The sequence below is a fragment of the Nitrobacter sp. genome, assembly GCF_051535235.1.
GTDB lineage: Bacteria > Pseudomonadota > Alphaproteobacteria > Rhizobiales > Xanthobacteraceae > Nitrobacter.
In genome coordinates, this window is the sequence record NZ_JBPPLZ010000003.1 from 340,803 (window position 1) to 357,922 (window position 17,120).

A 17,120-nucleotide genomic window follows, 5' to 3' on the forward strand; every position below is an offset into this window, starting at 1 on the left:
CGTATCTGTGCCGGCGAGCGCATCGGTACACCCGGGATCCGCGCAACACGTGGAGCGCTTAAGACCGCAGCCTGCTAAATCCGGCTCAAGACGCAGCGGGCGTTCGAGTTTTCAAACTATCGACGGCGTGCACCGGGGGCATGTCACCCCGCATCAAGTGAGCGATTGCGCCGTACACCAACCGCTGTCTCTCGAGCGTGCTCATGCCGGCGAATACGGGCGACGTCACGTCGATATTGAAATGTCCCCCGCCGCCGTCGACTGTGGCCTGTGAATTTTGAATCTGCTGCTCGATAGCCTCGCGCAGCGCGTCGATGACGGAACCCTGGAAGTCGGTTGGATGGGATGACATAGTGGTCCTTTTCGTTCTCCAGACGCATTTATTTCGCGGATGATGTCCGTAGCCCCCGACAAACTGCCCGTCAACGTTCCGGCTGCCCCAACAGCTTGGCAATTTCGTCCAAGTTCCCCGACGGATCTCCGCAAGGAGATTCCTCACGGATGGCACCCGGCTGGGTCGCTGCGAACAAACCTAAGCTGTTGAATTGAACGCTACGAGAAACCCCGCTCCGGCGGGGTTTTCTATTCTGCTGATCCTCGGGAATAACACCGCTCATCGCGATGGTCTCTAGCTCCTGCGCCATCTTACGGTAGTCCTCGGCCAGCTTCTTAAAACACCTCGCGCTTTTCATGACCCATGGCGAGTTTGCCGATCAGCGCGCAATCCTCGGCATCGGTTAAAAGCTTCTCAATGCGGGGCTCGGATGTCTTTCAATAGCTCATCCCTGCGTCTGCGTTGGGATATTCACTGTAGGTTTGCCGTCTCCTACGAGGGTGTAGGAAAGAATGACCAGCAGCGCGGTGATCGCACCTCCAATAATCCAGCCTGTTTTGACACCCATAGTGTTCGTCCTCCAGATGAAAAATATGCACGATCCCGGTTCCAGGTCAGCGTGATGCGCCTAAGGGACGGTTCATTTCCCTTTCTTCAGCCCGATCTCGACGATGAAGATATCTAACGCAACATGGAGTCTCTAAGCTGATCCAGCACTTGACGAATATTAGGGCAGATAGTGCCGCCGCTGTATTTGCATCTTCGCGCCATCTCCTTTTGCGAAAACGAGAAGGATTTTTCCGATCCGCCGCCCTCAATATGAGCTTCGATGCCGCATTCGGGACATTTGATTGTGTCGGTGTCGATCACCATTGCCAATCCTCCCATCACTTCCTCTTTAGCCCCAGCTCTACCAGGCGGCGGATGGCCGTGGCCAGCGCGGGAACGTCTACCTGTTTTGCGGCCCAAGCCCTTATGTCGTTTTGAAGCTCTTCCGTCATGCGAACACCGACCAACGGCGCATTGCCGGTCGCCGGACGACCTCGTTTTTTTAGATTATCTTTTATTGACTTCTTCATGAATTTGAGATTATCTTAAAAGCAAGCCGAGGGGAAGCTGTAACTTCCGCCCCGGCTCTAACCCAAGCCGATGAGGATAAGTCATGGCTCGAGCTGACTCTCACCATACTACGAATCCGTCCATTCGCCGCGCCGGCGTGCCCCAATGCACGCCGTTTCAGCCCCTCGATGTCGAGTTCGATTGGAGCAACGAGGAGTGGTCAAAGACATTCCTTCCACTGATACGCCTCGCCGTAGTGGCGGTCCAAAAGGACGAAGGATTGTTTGAAGTTGTTTTGCAGGAGTGGATGGCCAGCGGAGTGATCGATGAAGCGTTAGAGAGGTGGCTGGAGACGGCCGAACACCTCGATGGGCTGATCGCTGTTCTCAATTGCGTCCTCGCGCGCTCGGCGAAAGTTATCCGCAAAATCGGAGTCGAGCCCGACGTCACGCAGACGTTGGTGGGGAAAGAGCCATGAAGCGCGTTTCCCCATCCCAAGGTAAGACGTTAGAGGCCGCAGCGGACATCTCTGTTCCGGTGAAGCCTGTTCCGGTCACTCCGGAGGAGTTCTTCCGCGCCTGGAGCCGGAAGGACACGGAAGCGCTGGTCGAGGTGCTTATCGCCTCGCTCGACAAGGCCGACGCCGATCCCGACCTCGAGTCCTTGCTCGGCGCGCCGGAGGTCCGCGACGGTCACGAGCGCCGGGCCTACGTTTGGGCCCGCGGCGCGACAGACGATCGCGAAGGCGACGCGGGATGCGATGATCGCGAGGACGTGTGCGAGGACGAAGGTGCTGAGCATGACGGGAGCGAGCCGGACGTCGACGGTGAGCCGATCCTCGGTGCCTTCGACAGCGTCGTGAACCAGGAGAGATCGTGGGTGACCGCTCGGCAAGCCGACGAACTCGACGATTGCGATCTCGAAGACACCGGCGACGATGAACCGTCGATCGGCGGAGACGATCGCGAGGACGATTTCGCCGAGCGCAGCGGCATCGGCGATGTAGAGGGGCTGCTGGAGCAGACTGAATTTGGCCGTGGCTTCGCCGTGGCTGTTGAATGACCAATCGGCGCGCCCGCCGTCTCAAATCGGCGGGCGCGCCGTCACCGCTTCTGCTTTTTCAGCTTCTCGGCGGCCAGCCGAGCGGCAAACCCCACGATCATCGAATCGGAAGTCCAATTGGTACGGCGGCGTCTTGTGCCTGAAGGCAGAAACACTTCGCGGTTCCGGCGCTGTTCGATGAAATCTTGGATGTCAGTCTCGGTAAACCGGCGCCTGGGCCTCTTTTGGCCGCGACTCACAGCAATGCAGGCCATCTCGCCGTCGCTGACCAACTGGTGAAGCTGGTTCACCGTTACCGCGAGCCATGCAGCTGCTTCCTTCGGGGTCAACAACGGGGCAGGGGGTCCTGTGGTCATGCGACCACTATTACCGACGTTCGAGCGATTCGGCTGGCCTGTCCGGAAGGTAGCCGGATCATCCACATCGTTGGACTATCGGAATGCGGTGATTGGCGAACAGATATTGAACCTGAGTGTTGCGCTCGTGTTGCGTGGAGTGAATTGTAGGAACTGGAAAAACATTGATTCTATTGGCATTCGCCGAAAACAGGCCGCAACACGAACCTGATCCGGAGAACAAAGCCGAAATGACAAAAAACGTATATTTTACAATTACTTATGATGGCGATCCCGGCAGGATTCGAACCTGCAACCCGCGGAGTAGAAATCCGCTACTCTATCCAGTTGAGCTACGGGACCTTAAGACCGCTCACATCACCGCAATATGAAAAATCCGACCTCGCGCCAAGCCCCGATCCGAACCACTCTGAACGATCGGGCGACGAACCTGCGGGCGAGACCTGCTGCTTGTCCCCCCCCGTTCGGCTTCGTCGGGTAGCGAATGAGGAGGGTTCGCAGTAATGTCCTTGAGTATCCTTCAAGCGAAATTTCGAACCTAAGCCACACGAAAATCACAAGTTTGCCAGTATCTGTTCGAGTCCGGATTTCGCTACCAGACGCGGCAGCATGAGGCGGACTTCGGAGAAATGCAGGGCGCACTCGTCCGCGCAGGGAGCTTTTCATGACCGGGATGGTTCGTGCCATCGTCCTTTGTGCGGTGCTGGCGATTGGGCTGGTTTCGGCGCAGGCGGCGGATAAGGCGTTCAAGCGCGACGATCTCGCCGACGCGGCAATCAAGCTCGAGGCCCAGATCAAGAGCGAAGCCGGCACCATTGCCAAATCGGCCCCGACGCTGCGGACCGACGCCGACGCCGCCTTCAAGCGATCCGATTTCCGCAGCGGCCTTCAGATTCTCGGCCAGATCGCGGTCGTCGCGCCCAACGACAGCGGCAACTGGCTGCGGCTGGCACGGACGATTTTCCAGATCAAACCGGCCACGAGCCAGGAGCAGACCTTCCTGCTGGAGCGGGCTTCCACAGCCGCCTACATCGCCTATCAGCGTGCGCATGATCCGGGTGCCGAGGCCGACGCGCTGGCCGTTCTCGGCCGCACTTTTTCGGAACGCAAGCTGTGGCGTCCGGCGCTCGACACGCTGCGGCTGTCGCTCGATCTGCGCGAGGTCGCGGGCGTTCGCGAGCAGTACGAAAAGATGCGCGATGACCACGGCTTCCGGCTGCTTGATTACACCGTGGATTCGGACTCGGCCTCGCCGCGGATCTGCTTCCAGTTCTCGGAGGATCTTGCCAAGCGGACCGACTTTTCACCGTTTGTGGCGCTTGCCGGCACCGACCGTCCGGCGCTGTCGTCGGAGGACAAGCAGCTTTGCGTCGAGGGTCTCAAGCACGGCGAGCGCTACAATATCAATCTGCGCGCCGGCCTGCCCTCGACGGTCAAGGAAAGCCTGCCCAAATCCGCGGAATTCAATGTCTATGTGCGGGACCGCAAGCCGTTCGTCCGCTTCACCGGCCGTGCCTATGTGCTGCCGCGCACCGGCCAGCGCGGCATTCCGCTGGTCAGCGTCAACACGCAAGCCGTGTCGGTGCAGGTGTTCCGGATCGGCGACCGCAACCTTATCAACACCGTCGTCGACAGCGACTTCCAGAAGACCCTCAGCGGCTATCAATTGTCGGACCTCGGCAACGAGCGCGGGGTCAAGGTCTGGTCGGGCGAGATTGCGACAGCCGTCACGCTGAACGCCGATGTGACGACCGCGTTCCCGGTCGACGAGGCACTCGGAAACCTGCAGCCCGGCGTCTATGTGATGACGGCCGCGCCCAAGGGTCCGGGTTCGGCGAGCGACGAGGAGTCCGGCTCGCTGGCGACCCAGTGGTTCATCGTCTCCGATCTGGGCCTGACCGCCTATTCCGGCAATGACGGCATCCACGTCTTCGTCAATTCGCTGGCGACGACCGATGCGGTGAGCAAGGCGGACGTACGCCTGATCGCACGCAACAACGAGATCCTTGCGACACGAAAGACCGATGAGTCCGGTCATGCGCTGTTCGAGCCGGGTCTCGCCCGAGGCGAGGGCGGGCTGTCACCGGCGCTGCTGACGGTGAGCACCGACAAGGCCGATTATGCATTCCTCAGTCTGAAATCGAACGCGTTCGACCTGACTGACCGCGGCGTTTCTGGTCGAACGGTGCCCGAGGGCGCCGACGCTTTCGTTTATGCGGAGCGGGGGGTGTATCGTTCCGGGGAAACGGTCTTCCTCACGGCGCTGTTGCGCGACGGGCAGGGCAATGCCGTGACCGGCGGGCCGCTGACGCTCGTGGTCGAACGGCCCGACGGGGTGGAATTCCGCCGTGCCGTACTGCCCGATCAGGGCGCCGGCGGGCGAAGCCTGAGCCTGCCGCTCAACTCGGCCGTGCCCACCGGGACATGGCGGGTTCGCGCCTTTACCGACCCGAAGGGGCGATCCGTCGGCGAAACCACCTTCATGGTGGAAGATTATGTGCCGGACAGGATCGAATTCGACTTAACAACCAAGGCAAAGCAGATCACTGCTGAGGCTCCGGTCGAACTCAAGGTCAATGGCCATTTCCTCTACGGTGCGCCGGCATCCGGGTTGCAACTCGAAGGCGATATGCTGGTGGCTCCTGCCGAGAGCCGCCCGGGTTATGCCGGCTATCAGTTCGGCGTCGCCGATGACGAGGAGAGCGCCAGCAACGAGCGCACGCCGATCGAGAACCTGCCCGAAGCCGATGCAAACGGCGTCGCCACATTCCCGGTCAGTCTTGCCGCGCCACCGTCATCGACCCGCCCACAGGAAGCGCAGATTTTCATTCGCATGGCGGAAGCGGGCGGGCGCGCGGTCGAGCGGAAGCTCGTGCTTCCGGTCGCCCCGGCCGCAGCCATGATCGGCGTGAAGCCCCTGTTCGCCGACAGGAACGTCGCCGAAGGCGACAAGGCCGGATTCGATGTCGCGTTCGTCGCGCCGGACGGCACCTCGCTCGCACGCGATGGCCTGCGTTATGAACTGCTCAAGCTCGAAAGCAGATATCAGTGGTATCGCCAGGATTCGGCGTGGGAATACGAGCCTGTGAAATCGACCAGGCGCGTCGCTGACGGCGACCTCTCGATTGTCTCGAACAAGCCCGCGCGGATCGAATTTTCTCCCCAGCCCGGACGCTACCGGCTGGATGTCAAATCGACCGATCCAAACGGTCCGCTGACGTCGGTTCAGTTCGATGTCGGCTGGTATTCCGACGGCAGCGCCGACACGCCCGATCTTTTGGAAACCTCGATCGACAAACCGGACTACCAGTCCGGTGATACCATGACCGTGTCAGTCAACGCCCGGACCGCCGGTAAACTCACGATCAACGTTCTCGGCGATCGGCTGCTGACCACCCGGACCACGGACGTCAAGGAAGGCACCTCGCAGGTCAAAATCCCGATCGGCAAGGATTGGGGTACAGGTGCCTATGTGGTGGCGACGCTGCGCCGGCCGCTCGACGTTGAAGCCCGGCGGATGCCGGGCCGCGCGATCGGCATCAAATGGTTCGGCATCGACAAGACGGCGCGTACGCTGTCGGTCAGCCTGTCGCCGCCGACACTGGTGCGGCCGTCGACGACGCTGAAGCTGCCTGTGAGGATCGGCGGTCTAAACCCCGGCGAGGATGCCAAGATCGTGGTAGCCGCCGTCGATGTCGGCATTCTCAATCTCACCGGCTACAAGCCGCCCGCGCCGGACGACTATTATCTCGGCCAGCGCCGCATGACCTCGGAAATTCGCGATCTCTACGGACAGTTGATCGATGGCATGCAGGGGACGCGCGGCCAGCTCCGGACCGGTGGCGATTCGGCGGGAGCTGAGTTGCAGGGCAGCCCGCCGACGCAAAAGCCGCTCGCGCTTTATTCCGGCATCGTGACGGTGGCGGCGGACGGCACCGCCGAGATCAGCTTCGATATTCCGGAATTCGCCGGCACCGCGCGCGTGATGGCGGTCGCCTGGAGCGCGACCAAACTGGGGCGAGCGACCGTCGACGTCACCGTGCGCGATCCGGTCGTGCTGACGGCGACCTTGCCGCGCTTCCTGCTCACCGGCGACCAGGGGACCATGAGTTTCGACCTGGACAACGTCGAGGGCGCGCCGGGCGACTACACCGTGAACGTAAAAACCTCCGGCCCCGTCAAAATGGCGGGCAATCCCGCGACTACCATCAAGCTCGCGGCGAAGCAGCGCGGCTCGATGGCGCTGGCGCTCAATGCCGGCGGGGCCGCCGGCACCGCGCAATTCGACGTCGACATCAAGGGACCGAACGGCCTGACGCTGGCGCGGCACTACGATCTCGACGTCAAGCCCGCGACGCAGATCCTGGCGCGCCGCTCGGTCCGCACGTTGGCGAAAGGCGAGAGCCTGACGCTGACCTCAGACATGTTCTCCGACCTCGTGCCGGGAACGGGGGGCGTATCGATGTCCGTCGGCCTGTCGTCGGCGCTGGACGCGGCGACCGTCCTCAAAGCCCTCGATCGTTATCCGTTCGGCTGTTCCGAGCAGATCGCCAGCCGCGCGATGCCGCTGCTGTATGTCAACGACCTTGCGGCCGGCGCGCACCTCGCGATGGACACGAGCGTCGACGACCGTATCAAGAGTTCGATCGACCGCCTGTTGGCGCGGCAAGGCTCGAACGGCTCGTTCGGCTTGTGGTCATCAGGCGGCGACGATCCGTGGCTCGACGCCTATGTCACCGACTTCCTGACCCGTGCCCGCGAAAAGGGATTTGCGGTCCCAGATTCCGTGTTCAAGAGCGCGCTGGATCGCGTTCGCAATTCTGTGGTGAATGCATCAGAGCCGGAGAAGGACGGCGGCCGTGATCTGGCTTACGGACTTTACGTTCTCGCCAGGAACGGGACCGCGCCGGTCGGAGACCTCCGCTATCTCGCCGATACCAAGCTGGATAATCTGGCGACGCCGATCGCCAAGGCGCAACTGGCTGCGGCGCTAGCACTTGTGGGCGACCGGGCGCGAGCGGAGCGCGTCTACGCGGCGGCGGCCGAAAGCCTCGCGCCGAAACCCGCCATCGAGTTCGGCCGCACGGATTACGGTTCGGCGCTGCGCGATGCTGCGGCGCTGGTGTCGCTCGCAGGCGAAGGCAACGCACCGCGTGCCACGGTGACGCAGGCGGTGCAGCGCGTCGAGGCGGCGCGCGGACTGACGCCCTCAACCTCGACGCAGGAGAATGCCTGGCTGGTTCTGGCGGCGAGGGCGCTTGCGAAGGAAACCATGTCGCTCGACGTCGCCGGTGCTCCGGTCAAGACCGCGCTCTATCGCAGCTACAAGGCGGATGAGATGACGGGCAAGCCGATCAGGATCACCAACACCGGCGATGCCCCGGTACAGGCGGTGGTTTCCGTTGCCGGCGCGCCGGCGACTCCGGAACCGGCGACATCGAACGGCTTTGCGATCGAGCGAAACTATTTCACTCTCGACGGGACGCCTGCGGATCCGGCTCAGGCCAGACAGAACGACCGGTTCGCCGTTGTTCTCAAGATCACGGAGGCCAAGCCCGCCTACGGTCACATCATGGTGGCCGACTATCTTCCGGCAGGTTTCGAGATCGACAATCCCCACCTGGTGTCGTCCGGCGACACCGGCACGCTCGACTGGATCGAGGATGGCCAGCAGGCGGTCAACACCGAATTCCGCGACGATCGGTTCACCGCGGCCTTCGATCGCGCCGGCAACGACAAGGCGGTATTCACCGTCGCCTATATCGTGCGGGCGGTATCGCCGGGCAAGTACGTTCTGCCGCAGGCCTATGTCGAGGACATGTACAATCCCTCGCGCTACGGGCGCACAGGTACCGGCCGCGTCGAGGTTCATCCCGCGAAATGAGTGTATCCGGCACCACAGCGACGACGACACGGCCGCGCAGCTTTCGACGCGTGAAGCTGGCGGCCTTGGTTATCGCTGTCGTGGTGGTTGTGACTGGGGCCGCGGCGGCGGGCTGGATCGCCTCGCTGGGCCCTCTGCCGCTGGCGGAGGCGCGCGAGGTCTCGACCACGGTGCTCGATCGCAACGGAAAATTGTTGCGCGCCTTCGCCATGGCCGATGGCCGGTGGCGGTTGCCGGTCGACGCAAGGACCGACGTCGATCCCGGATATCTCAACCTGCTGCTGGGTTATGAGGACCAGCGCTTCTATTCGCACGCAGGCGTCGATCCGCTCGCGCTCGGGCGAGCCGCGCTGCAACTCCTGACCCGCGGCCACATCGTCTCGGGCGGATCGACCATCACCATGCAGCTTGCCCGGCTGATCGAACCGCGCCGCCGACGTTCGATCCACGCCAAGCTGCGTCAGATCGTGCGCGCATTCGAGCTTGAGCACGAACTCTCCAAGGATGAAATCCTCAACCTGTATCTGACGCTTGCGCCGTTCGGCGGCAATCTCGAGGGCATTCGCGCGGCCTCCATCGCCTATTTCGGGAAGGAGCCGAAGCGGTTGTCGCTCGCGGAGTCGGCGCTGCTCGTGGCCTTGCCGCAATCGCCGGAAAGGCGTCGTCTCGACCGGCATCCGACGGCCGCGCGCGCAGCCCGCGACCGCGTGCTCGAACGCATGGTCGAGGAGTCGCGCATCTCGGCGGAAGATGCCGCGCAGGCCAAGACGGTGCCGGTCAGGCGCATGCGAAACCCGTTTCCGATGCTGGCGCCGCATTCGACCGATCGGGCGCTGGCGACGGTCAGGGGTTCCAATGTCATCCGCCTCACGCTCGAATCCGGATTGCAGCGAGCGCTCGAAGCGCTGGCGCGGGATCGCGCGGCCGCGCTCGGGCCCGACATTTCCATCGGGATCATCGCGGTCGACAACGCCACCGGCGACGTGCTGGCTCATGTCGGCTCCGCCGACTATTTCGACGAACGCCGCGCCGGGCAGGTGGATATGACGCAGGCCGTGCGCTCGCCGGGATCGACGCTGAAGCCGTTTATCTATGGGCTGGCGTTCGAAGACGGATTCGTTCACCCGGATAGCCTGATCGACGACCGCCCGGTCCGGTTCGGCAGCTACGCGCCGGAAAACTTCGACATGACGTTTCAGGGCACGGTCGCGGTACGCCGCGCCCTGCAATTGTCGCTCAACGTTCCGGCGATCGAACTGCTCGACCGGGTCGGCGCCAGCCGGTTGTCGTCACGGCTGAAACAGGCCGGCACGGGCCTGGTGCTGCCGAAGGACGAGGTTCCGGGGCTGGCGATGGGACTCGGCGGCGTCGGGGTGACGCTGCATGACCTGGTGCAGGCCTATTCCGGCATTCCGAGGCTGGGCAGCGTGTTGTCCTTGCGTGAAATCGTGCGCGACGACGGCGGCGATCGGGAGCCTTTGCGGCTGATGGATGCGGTCGCGGCATGGCAGGTCGGCAACGTCCTGTTGGGGACGCCGCCGCCGGAAAACGCGGTTAGGAACCGGATCGCCTTCAAGACCGGCACCAGTTACAGCTATCGCGATGCGTGGTCCGTCGGCTTCGACGGCCGCATGACAGTCGGCGTCTGGGTCGGGCGTCCGGACGGCGCGCCGGTATCCGGTCTGATCGGGCGCGTGGCAGCCGCGCCAGTCTTGTTCGATGCTTTTGCTCGTACCGGCAAGCTGCTGGCGCCATTGCCGAAAGCTCCACGTGGAACCCTGATCGCCGCCAATGCAAAGCTGCCTCTGCCGTTGCGGCGATTTCGCCCCGCGGGTGAACTGATCCGGACCAGTAACGAGCACACGCTCCGCATCCAGTTTCCGCTGAACGGCTCGCGGATCGATGCCGGAGGCGGGGACGGCACAAAATTGTCCGCGCTGCCGGTGAAGGTCGCCGGCGGCGTCTTTCCGATGACCATGCTGGTCAACGGGAAATCAGTCGGAGAAATCGAAAGAAACCGGCGTCGGGGGATGATCGAACCGCCCGGACCCGGCTTTGTCCGGCTGACCGTTATGGACGCTGCTGGCGCGGCGGACACAGTTACGATCAGAATTCAATAGTGACGGGCTAAGCGGTTGTCCCTGCGTTGGGTTCAGCGTATGCGGAGCCTCCATGGCTGAGACCCTTTCCCGTCCCCGATTTGGACAAGCGCGCGAACCGAAAACCCCGGTGAATCCGGGGCGTGGGCTGGCATTCGTGATCGACTTCGTAGCCGCCCGACACGTCAGGTCGGTGCTCTTTCTGACCATCGTCGGCCTGCTGTTCTTTCTGCCCGGCTTCTTCAACATTCCGCCGATCGACCGCGACGAGCCCCGTTTCGCGCAGGCGACCAAACAGATGGTCGAGACCGGCGATTTCGTCGACATCCGTTTCCAGGACGAGGTGCGTTACAAGAAGCCGGTCGGCATTTACTGGCTGCAGGCCGCCGCCGTCGAAACGGCGTCGTCGCTCGGATTGCCGCGCGCGCAGATCCGTATCTGGCTGTACCGCGTCCCATCCCTGATCGGCGCGATCGGCGCGGTGCTTCTGACGTACTGGACGGCACTCGCCTTCGCGTCGCGTCGGGGCGCGGTCCTGGCCGGCCTGATGATGTGCAGTTCGGTATTACTCGGAGTGGAAGCGCGGCTCGCAAAGACCGACGCCATGCTGCTGCTGACCGTCGTTGCCGCGATGGGTGCGCTCGCGCGGGTTTATCTGTCGTGGCAGAGGAGCGGAAACCTCGAACGGCCGTCCTGGACACATCCGGCGATCTTCTGGACGGCGCTCGCCGGCGGAATTCTGCTCAAGGGTCCGTTGATCCTGATGTTTGTCGGACTGACGGTCGGAACCGTCGTCATTCTCGATCGCTCGGCGGCGTGGCTGAGGCGTTTGCAGCCTGTCTGGGGGCTGATGTGGATGCTGGTCCTCGTCATGCCGTGGTTCGTCGCGATTTTCCTGCGCGCCGGCGATACGTTTTTTGCGGACTCGATCGGCGGCGACATGCTGAGCAAACTGGCGGCGCAGGAATCACATGGAGCGCCCCCCGGAACCTACTTCCTGCTGTTCTGGATTACGTTCTGGCCCGGCGCCCCTCTGGCGGGGTTGGCTGCGCCCGCCGTCTGGCGCATGCGCCGCGAGCCGGAAGTGCGGTTTCTGCTGGCGTGGCTGATTCCATCATGGATCGTGTTCGAACTGGTCCTGACCAAACTGCCGCACTACGTGCTGCCGCTTTATCCGGCCATCGCGATCCTGTCGGTCTGGGCGCTGGAGCGCCGCGTGCTGTCCATATCCTGGCTCAGGAAGGGCACCGCGTGGTGGTTCGCCATCCCGGCGATCACCCTGGTGCTCGCGGTCATCGCGACCATTACCCTGACGCGTCAACCCGTGTTTCTGGCGTGGCCCTTTGCCGCCGCGGCCCTGATCTCCGGATTGTTCGCATGGTGGCTTTATGACGACGGCAATGCGGAACGTTCCTTGCTGAATGCGGTCTTGGCGGCGCTTTTTCTCAGCGCATCGGTCTACGGAATTATTGTCGCGGCGCTGACGCCGCTGTTTCCGAGTCCCGAAGTCGCACGCGCGCTGCGAAATGTCGAGTGCATAGGGCCGAAAGTGGCGGCTGCGGGTTACCACGAGCCAAGCCTCGTCTTCATGACCGGAACGTCGACGTTATTGACCGATGGCCCCGGTGCGGCCGATTTCCTCGGTCACGGAAGCTGCCGGTTCGCGCTCGTCGAATCCCGTTCCGAACGAGCATTCGCGCAGCGCGCCGAAGCGATCGGCTTGCGCTACAACGTCGCGACGCGCATCGACGGCTATAACTTCTCGCAGGGCAAGACGATTTCGATCGCCATCTTCCGCTCCGAGGGAACGCGTTAGAGCATGATCCCGAAAAGTGGAAACCGGTTCTCGGAAAAGATCATGCTCAAACAAAAAATAAACGACGAGTCTGATTCAACGCAGTTGAAACAGACACTAAGATATTTCGCGAAAGGCCCAAAAGAGTTGCCCCCGGCGCTTGCGCGCCATAAGAAGCGGACGCGGCCAGACCACTTTGGCGCGGGGTTCTGACCGGCGGACCAATCGGAACAGTGAACGACGACATGCCCAACAGCACGCCTGCGCCGACTGTGTCCATTGTTGTGCCCGTGCGCAACGAGGCGGACAATGTCGCGCCCCTTGTGGAGGAGATCGCCGCCGCGCTCGACGGACGATGGAATTACGAAATCGTCTACGTCAATGACGGCTCGACCGACGCGACCGGTGAACGTCTGTCGGAGATCATGGCGCGGCGCGGCAGCGTTCGTCAGATCCGCCACGAAAAATCGTCAGGACAATCGGCGGCGATCCGCACCGGGGTGCGCGCGGCGCGCGGCACGATCGTTGCGACGCTGGATGGCGACGGCCAGAACAATCCGGCGTTCCTGCCCGAGCTGATAACCGCCATCGAGAACGGCGGCATACGTATTGGTCTTGCCGCCGGCCAGCGCGTCGGACGCAAGGATACCGGATTCAAGAAATTCCAGTCGCGGATCGCCAACGGAGTACGAAGCCGCGTTCTGAGCGACGGCACGCGCGACACCGGCTGCGGATTGAAAGCCTTGCGGCGCGAGGTGTTCCTGTCACTGCCTTACTTCGATGGCCTGCACCGGTTTCTGCCGGCGCTGGTGCGGCGGGAAGGCTATGACATCGCCTATGTCGACGTGACCGATCGGCCACGACGTTCGGGCGTATCGAATTACGGCTTCTTCGATCGCCTGTGGATCGGAATCATGGACCTCGCCGGTGTGTGGTGGCTGATCCGCCGGAAAAAATCCACGCCCGTTGCAACCGAGATCATGAGACATGACTGATACGGTCGGTATGCTGTCCAGCTATCTCTACGATGTGTTCGTCACCAAGTTCGACGGCTGGGTCGTGCTCGGATTCGTGGCGCAGGCGCTCTTCACGATGCGGTTCGTCGTGCAGTGGATCGCCTCCGAACGCGCGCGAAAAAGCGTGATCCCGGTCGCGTTCTGGTTTTTCTCGATCGGAGGCGGTACGCTTCTTCTGGCTTACGCGCTGTACCGACGCGATCCGGTGTTCATCGCTGGCCAGGCTCTCGGACTTGTGGTGTATTTCCGTAACGTCTACTTCATCATCCTCAACGGACGTCAGTCATCGACCTGAACCGTGTCTGTTATAGCGAAGCATGTCCTCAGGCTTGACTCGAGGATGAAATCCGGTTCGCGTGAAGAAAACGCGTGAAAACAGACTCTAGCGCGGGGACATATCCGCCGGCGTGGAAATCCCCAACAGATCGGTTTCGTTCTGCCGTAAAGCGGGAAGCTGACCTGCCGCATCGAGGACCGGATAAGCAACCGAGCAGATGTGTGAATGGATCCGCCGCAGATCGCGCAGCACGTCGAGGTGCAGCGACGTCGTCTCAATCGTTTCGAGGCGTCCCTCGCGCAATCGATCGAGATGCCGCTCGGTCGCCGCGAGTTCGAAGTTGCGCAGGGCAACTTTCTCTGCGATCAGCCAGCGAGCTTCATCGACATTACCGGACATGAAGATACCGAAGGCAATACGAAGCGAATCCATGACCCGCTTGTGAAACGCCAAAAGTTCGTCGGCGCCTTCGGGTGAGAACTGAAAGTGGCGCCTGATTTTCTTGGTGGCGAGTTCGCTCAGGTTCTTGTCGACGATGTCGCCGATATGTTCGAGGTTGATGGCGAACGCGATGATCTCCATTGCGCGATGACCCTCTCGTTCATCAAGGCTGCCGCGTGTCAGCTTGGTCACATACAGCTTGATCGCTTCATCGAGACCGTCGACGCCGTCATCCATCCGCGAGACCTGATCGACCAGCGATTTGTCGTTGGTCATCATCGCGCCCATCACCTTTCGCAACATGGCTTCCACGAGGTCGCCCATGCGCAGCGTTTCGCGCGCCGCATCGGCGAGCGCGAGTGAAGGTGTTTCCAGCGCGCTTTCGTCGAGATAACGAGGCCGCGACGGGTCGGCTTCAGGCACTTTGTCAGGAAGGAGCCGCACGAGCATGCGCGCCACGCCATCGAGCAGGCCGATAAAAAGGATCGCGGTCATGACATTGAACGCGATGTGAAACGCAGCGGTCGCCTTGGCGAGGTTGGGCTGCAACGCCAGCATGACATCCACGATTGGGTGCAGAAATGGCGCGACCAGCAGCACTCCGACGAGTCGGTTGAGCATGTTGCCGAGCGGCAGCCGATAGCTCGCGGGATTATCGCGCCGGACACCTTCGAAGACCGGGTTGACAGCGCTGCCGATATTGGCGCCGAGCACCAGCGCGAAGGCCGCATATGGCGAAACGAACTGGGAATAGGCGAGCGACATGACCAGAAGCACGCTGGCGACGCTGGAATGTACGGCCCACGTTGTAACGGCCCCGATAATAATGCACAGGACGGGATCGCCGGTGATGGCGTTAAGAAAAACCCGCGCGCCCGGTGCGTTTTCAGCCGGCGCAAGCGTTGTCAGCAGAATATGGAGCGCCAGCAGCATCAGGCCAAGACCGATGAAGACGCGGCCGACATCCTTGACGCGGGAGCGGGCGCCGCTGCGGAAAGCCACCAGTCCGATCACGAACAAGATCGGCGCTGCCGCGGAGATATTGAACGACAGCACCTGAACGATCAGCGTGGTTCCGACATTTGCGCCGAGCATGATCGCGAGTGCCGGTACGAGGCTTACAAGACCTTCGGCTGCGAACGAACTGGTGAGCAGGCCAGTGGCGGTGCTGCTCTGGAGCAGGGCGGTGAGACCGAGGCCCGCGCCGAAGGCGGCAAAACGATTGCGAAGCGCCTTGCCCAGAAACCGGCGGAGGTCCGGACCGAAGGCGCGCAGGATTCCGCTCCGGACCATATGCAGGCCCCAGAGCAGAAGCGCGATGCCGCCCATCAGATCGAGAAGAACAAGGCTTCCCATCGGTTCCCCGTCAACAAATTTGGGTCGAAGGGTCAGGCTATCGGCAATTGGCGGTGGATCAAATTCTTTTATTTCAGCCGACCGGAGTAAATTTGGCAGGCCAAAAGTTTGGCTCAAGGCGACATTTATTGTCGGGCGTTGAACGCCTCAAATCCCCGCTCGAGATCGGCCTTGAGATCGTCGACATTCTCCAGCCCGATGTGCAGCCGCAGCGTCGGCCCATCCGGCGCCCAACGCGTCACGGTACGATACGCAGCGCAATCGAAAGGAATGATGAGGCTCTCGTAGCCGCCCCAGGAGTAGCCCATGCCAAACAGTTTCACGGAGTCGAGCAGCGCATCGACGGCCTGTGGCGGCGCGGGCCAGAGGACGATGCTGAACAGTCCCGACGCGCCGGTGAAGTCGCGCTTCCAGATCGCGTGGCCGGGATCGTCCGGAAAGGCAGGATGCAGAATCCTCGCAACTTCAGGCCGTTTCGCGAGCCACTGTGCGATCGCGATCGCGGCTTGCTGGTGATGCTGCAGCCTTACGGCGAGCGTGCGCAATCCACGCAACGCCAGAAACACATCGTCGGGGCCAGCGCAGAGGCCGAGCAGCCGGATGGCTTCCGCGACCGCAGGCCAGGCCTTGGCGTTGGCGGATATGGTTCCGAACATGATGTCGGAATGCCCGCCGATGTATTTGGTCGCCGCCTGGATGCTGATGTCGACACCCTGTTCGAGCGCACGACGGAACAGCGGTGTCGCCCATGTATTGTCGTCGACCACGAAAGCTCCGCGCGCATGTGCGACGGCGGCGATCGCCGGAACGTCCGGCATTTCCAGGGACTGGGAGCCGGGAGCCTCGACCATGACAGCGCGGGTGTTGGGCCGGAACAGCGCCGCGATGTCCGAGCCAATCAGCGGGTCGAAATAGCTGGTCTCGATTCCGTAGCGCGCCAGGATTCCGTCGCAGAAATTCCGCGTGGGACGATAGACGTTATCGCAGACGAGGATGTGATCGCCGGCCTTCAATATCGACAGCAGCGCAGTGGAAATCGCGGACACGCCCGATGGAACGAGGCCGACGCCCGCGCATTGCGGACCTTCCAGCGCAACCAACGCCTCCTGCAAGGCACGGGTGGTGGGTGTCCCGTACCGTCCATAATGGAATTCTCCGCGATGGGCGTGCAGGTCGTCCGCAGTCGGATAGAGCACGGTCGAGCCGCGAACGATGGGAGGATTGACGAACCCCTTTTGAGCCTCGGTGTCTCGACCTGAGACAACCAGTCTGGTTTCCGCTCGAAGCGAATCCGTGGGTTTGTCGCCCTTTGAAAAGGTCATCTGCCTGCCGCTGCAAAGGAGGCGTTTTGCCGCTGACGCGGGCTGCCTCTGTTTAATCGTGTTTTCGGAGTGATTGCTTTAGTAACAGGAAGGGGAAGACCCTCGTCAACCCCTTGACC

Annotated in this window: 14 protein-coding genes and 1 tRNA gene; 7 read left to right on the top strand and 8 right to left on the bottom strand. The window is 62.2% G+C overall.

From position 1 onward, the window contains the following. Positions 1–85 precede the first annotated feature (85 nt). The 4 genes from ACS3WA_RS06220 to ACS3WA_RS06235 all read right to left on the bottom strand — a co-directional run bounded on the left by ACS3WA_RS06220 (position 86) and on the right by ACS3WA_RS06235 (position 1,413). Complete coding sequence (locus ACS3WA_RS06220; protein ID WP_438277671.1) at positions 86–352, bottom strand: BolA/IbaG family iron-sulfur metabolism protein; 267 nt, start codon at positions 350–352, stop codon at positions 86–88. Positions 353–779: 427 nt separating this feature from the next. After that, positions 780–902, bottom strand: a complete 123-nt coding sequence (locus ACS3WA_RS06225; protein WP_438277672.1) for a hypothetical protein — start codon at positions 900–902, stop codon at positions 780–782. Positions 903–1,015: 113 nt separating this feature from the next. After that, a complete protein-coding gene (locus ACS3WA_RS06230; protein WP_438277673.1) occupies positions 1,016–1,207 on the bottom strand; it encodes a hypothetical protein in 192 nt (63 codons plus the stop codon). 14 nt (positions 1,208–1,221) lie between these two features. Beyond that, positions 1,222–1,413 (bottom strand): hypothetical protein, encoded by a 192-nt coding sequence (locus ACS3WA_RS06235; protein ID WP_438277674.1) that lies wholly within the window; start codon positions 1,411–1,413, stop codon positions 1,222–1,224. A gap of 83 nt (positions 1,414–1,496) precedes the next feature. On the opposite strand from ACS3WA_RS06235, the gene ACS3WA_RS06240 reads away from it, so the two are divergent. Both ACS3WA_RS06240 and ACS3WA_RS06245 read left to right on the top strand, forming a co-directional pair. After that, the gene (locus tag ACS3WA_RS06240; protein WP_438277675.1) at positions 1,497–1,871 is read left to right on the top strand and encodes a hypothetical protein; all 375 of its coding nucleotides are present in this window, start codon (positions 1,497–1,499) and stop codon (positions 1,869–1,871) included. Then, positions 1,868–2,455, top strand: coding sequence for a hypothetical protein (locus ACS3WA_RS06245; RefSeq protein WP_438277676.1), 588 nt, complete (start codon positions 1,868–1,870; stop codon positions 2,453–2,455). The genes ACS3WA_RS06240 and ACS3WA_RS06245 overlap by 4 nt, the downstream gene beginning before the upstream one ends. Before the next feature lie 41 nt (positions 2,456–2,496). Here the strand turns inward: ACS3WA_RS06245 and ACS3WA_RS06250 are convergent, their stop codons facing one another. Then, positions 2,497–2,811 carry a helix-turn-helix domain-containing protein gene (locus ACS3WA_RS06250; protein WP_438277677.1) on the bottom strand — a complete coding sequence of 105 codons (315 nt, stop codon included), beginning with the start codon at positions 2,809–2,811 and terminating at the stop codon, positions 2,497–2,499. Positions 2,812–3,076: 265 nt separating this feature from the next. Beyond that, positions 3,077–3,153 (bottom strand) — tRNA-Arg (locus tag ACS3WA_RS06255). A 322-nt stretch (positions 3,154–3,475) separates the two neighbouring features. Here ACS3WA_RS06255 and ACS3WA_RS06260 point away from each other — a divergent pair. The 5 genes from ACS3WA_RS06260 to ACS3WA_RS06280 all read left to right on the top strand — a co-directional run bounded on the left by ACS3WA_RS06260 (position 3,476) and on the right by ACS3WA_RS06280 (position 13,900). Next, positions 3,476–8,695, top strand: coding sequence for an alpha-2-macroglobulin family protein (locus ACS3WA_RS06260; protein ID WP_438277678.1), 5,220 nt, complete (start codon positions 3,476–3,478; stop codon positions 8,693–8,695). Continuing rightward, the gene (pbpC, locus tag ACS3WA_RS06265) at positions 8,692–10,815 is read left to right on the top strand and encodes a penicillin-binding protein 1C (RefSeq protein ID WP_438277679.1); all 2,124 of its coding nucleotides are present in this window, start codon (positions 8,692–8,694) and stop codon (positions 10,813–10,815) included. Before ACS3WA_RS06260 ends, pbpC begins: the two co-directional genes overlap by 4 nt. A 52-nt stretch (positions 10,816–10,867) precedes the next feature. Next, positions 10,868–12,610, top strand: coding sequence for an ArnT family glycosyltransferase (locus ACS3WA_RS06270; protein WP_438277680.1), 1,743 nt, complete (start codon positions 10,868–10,870; stop codon positions 12,608–12,610). A 224-nt stretch (positions 12,611–12,834) separates the two neighbouring features. Beyond that, positions 12,835–13,584 (top strand): glycosyltransferase family 2 protein, encoded by a 750-nt coding sequence (locus ACS3WA_RS06275; protein ID WP_438277681.1) that lies wholly within the window; start codon positions 12,835–12,837, stop codon positions 13,582–13,584. Then, complete coding sequence (locus ACS3WA_RS06280) at positions 13,577–13,900, top strand: lipid-A-disaccharide synthase N-terminal domain-containing protein (protein ID WP_292610008.1); 324 nt, start codon at positions 13,577–13,579, stop codon at positions 13,898–13,900. Before ACS3WA_RS06275 ends, ACS3WA_RS06280 begins: the two co-directional genes overlap by 8 nt. Positions 13,901–13,987: 87 nt before the next feature. Here ACS3WA_RS06280 and ACS3WA_RS06285 read toward each other — a convergent pair whose 3' ends face one another. After that, positions 13,988–15,679: a Na/Pi cotransporter family protein gene (locus ACS3WA_RS06285; protein ID WP_438277682.1), complete on the bottom strand. Its 1,692-nt coding sequence runs from the start codon at positions 15,677–15,679 to the stop codon at positions 13,988–13,990. Positions 15,680–15,804: 125 nt separating this feature from the next. Continuing rightward, positions 15,805–17,001, bottom strand: a complete 1,197-nt coding sequence (gene metC, locus ACS3WA_RS06290) for a cystathionine beta-lyase (RefSeq protein ID WP_438277683.1) — start codon at positions 16,999–17,001, stop codon at positions 15,805–15,807. Positions 17,002–17,120: the final 119 nt, after the last annotated feature.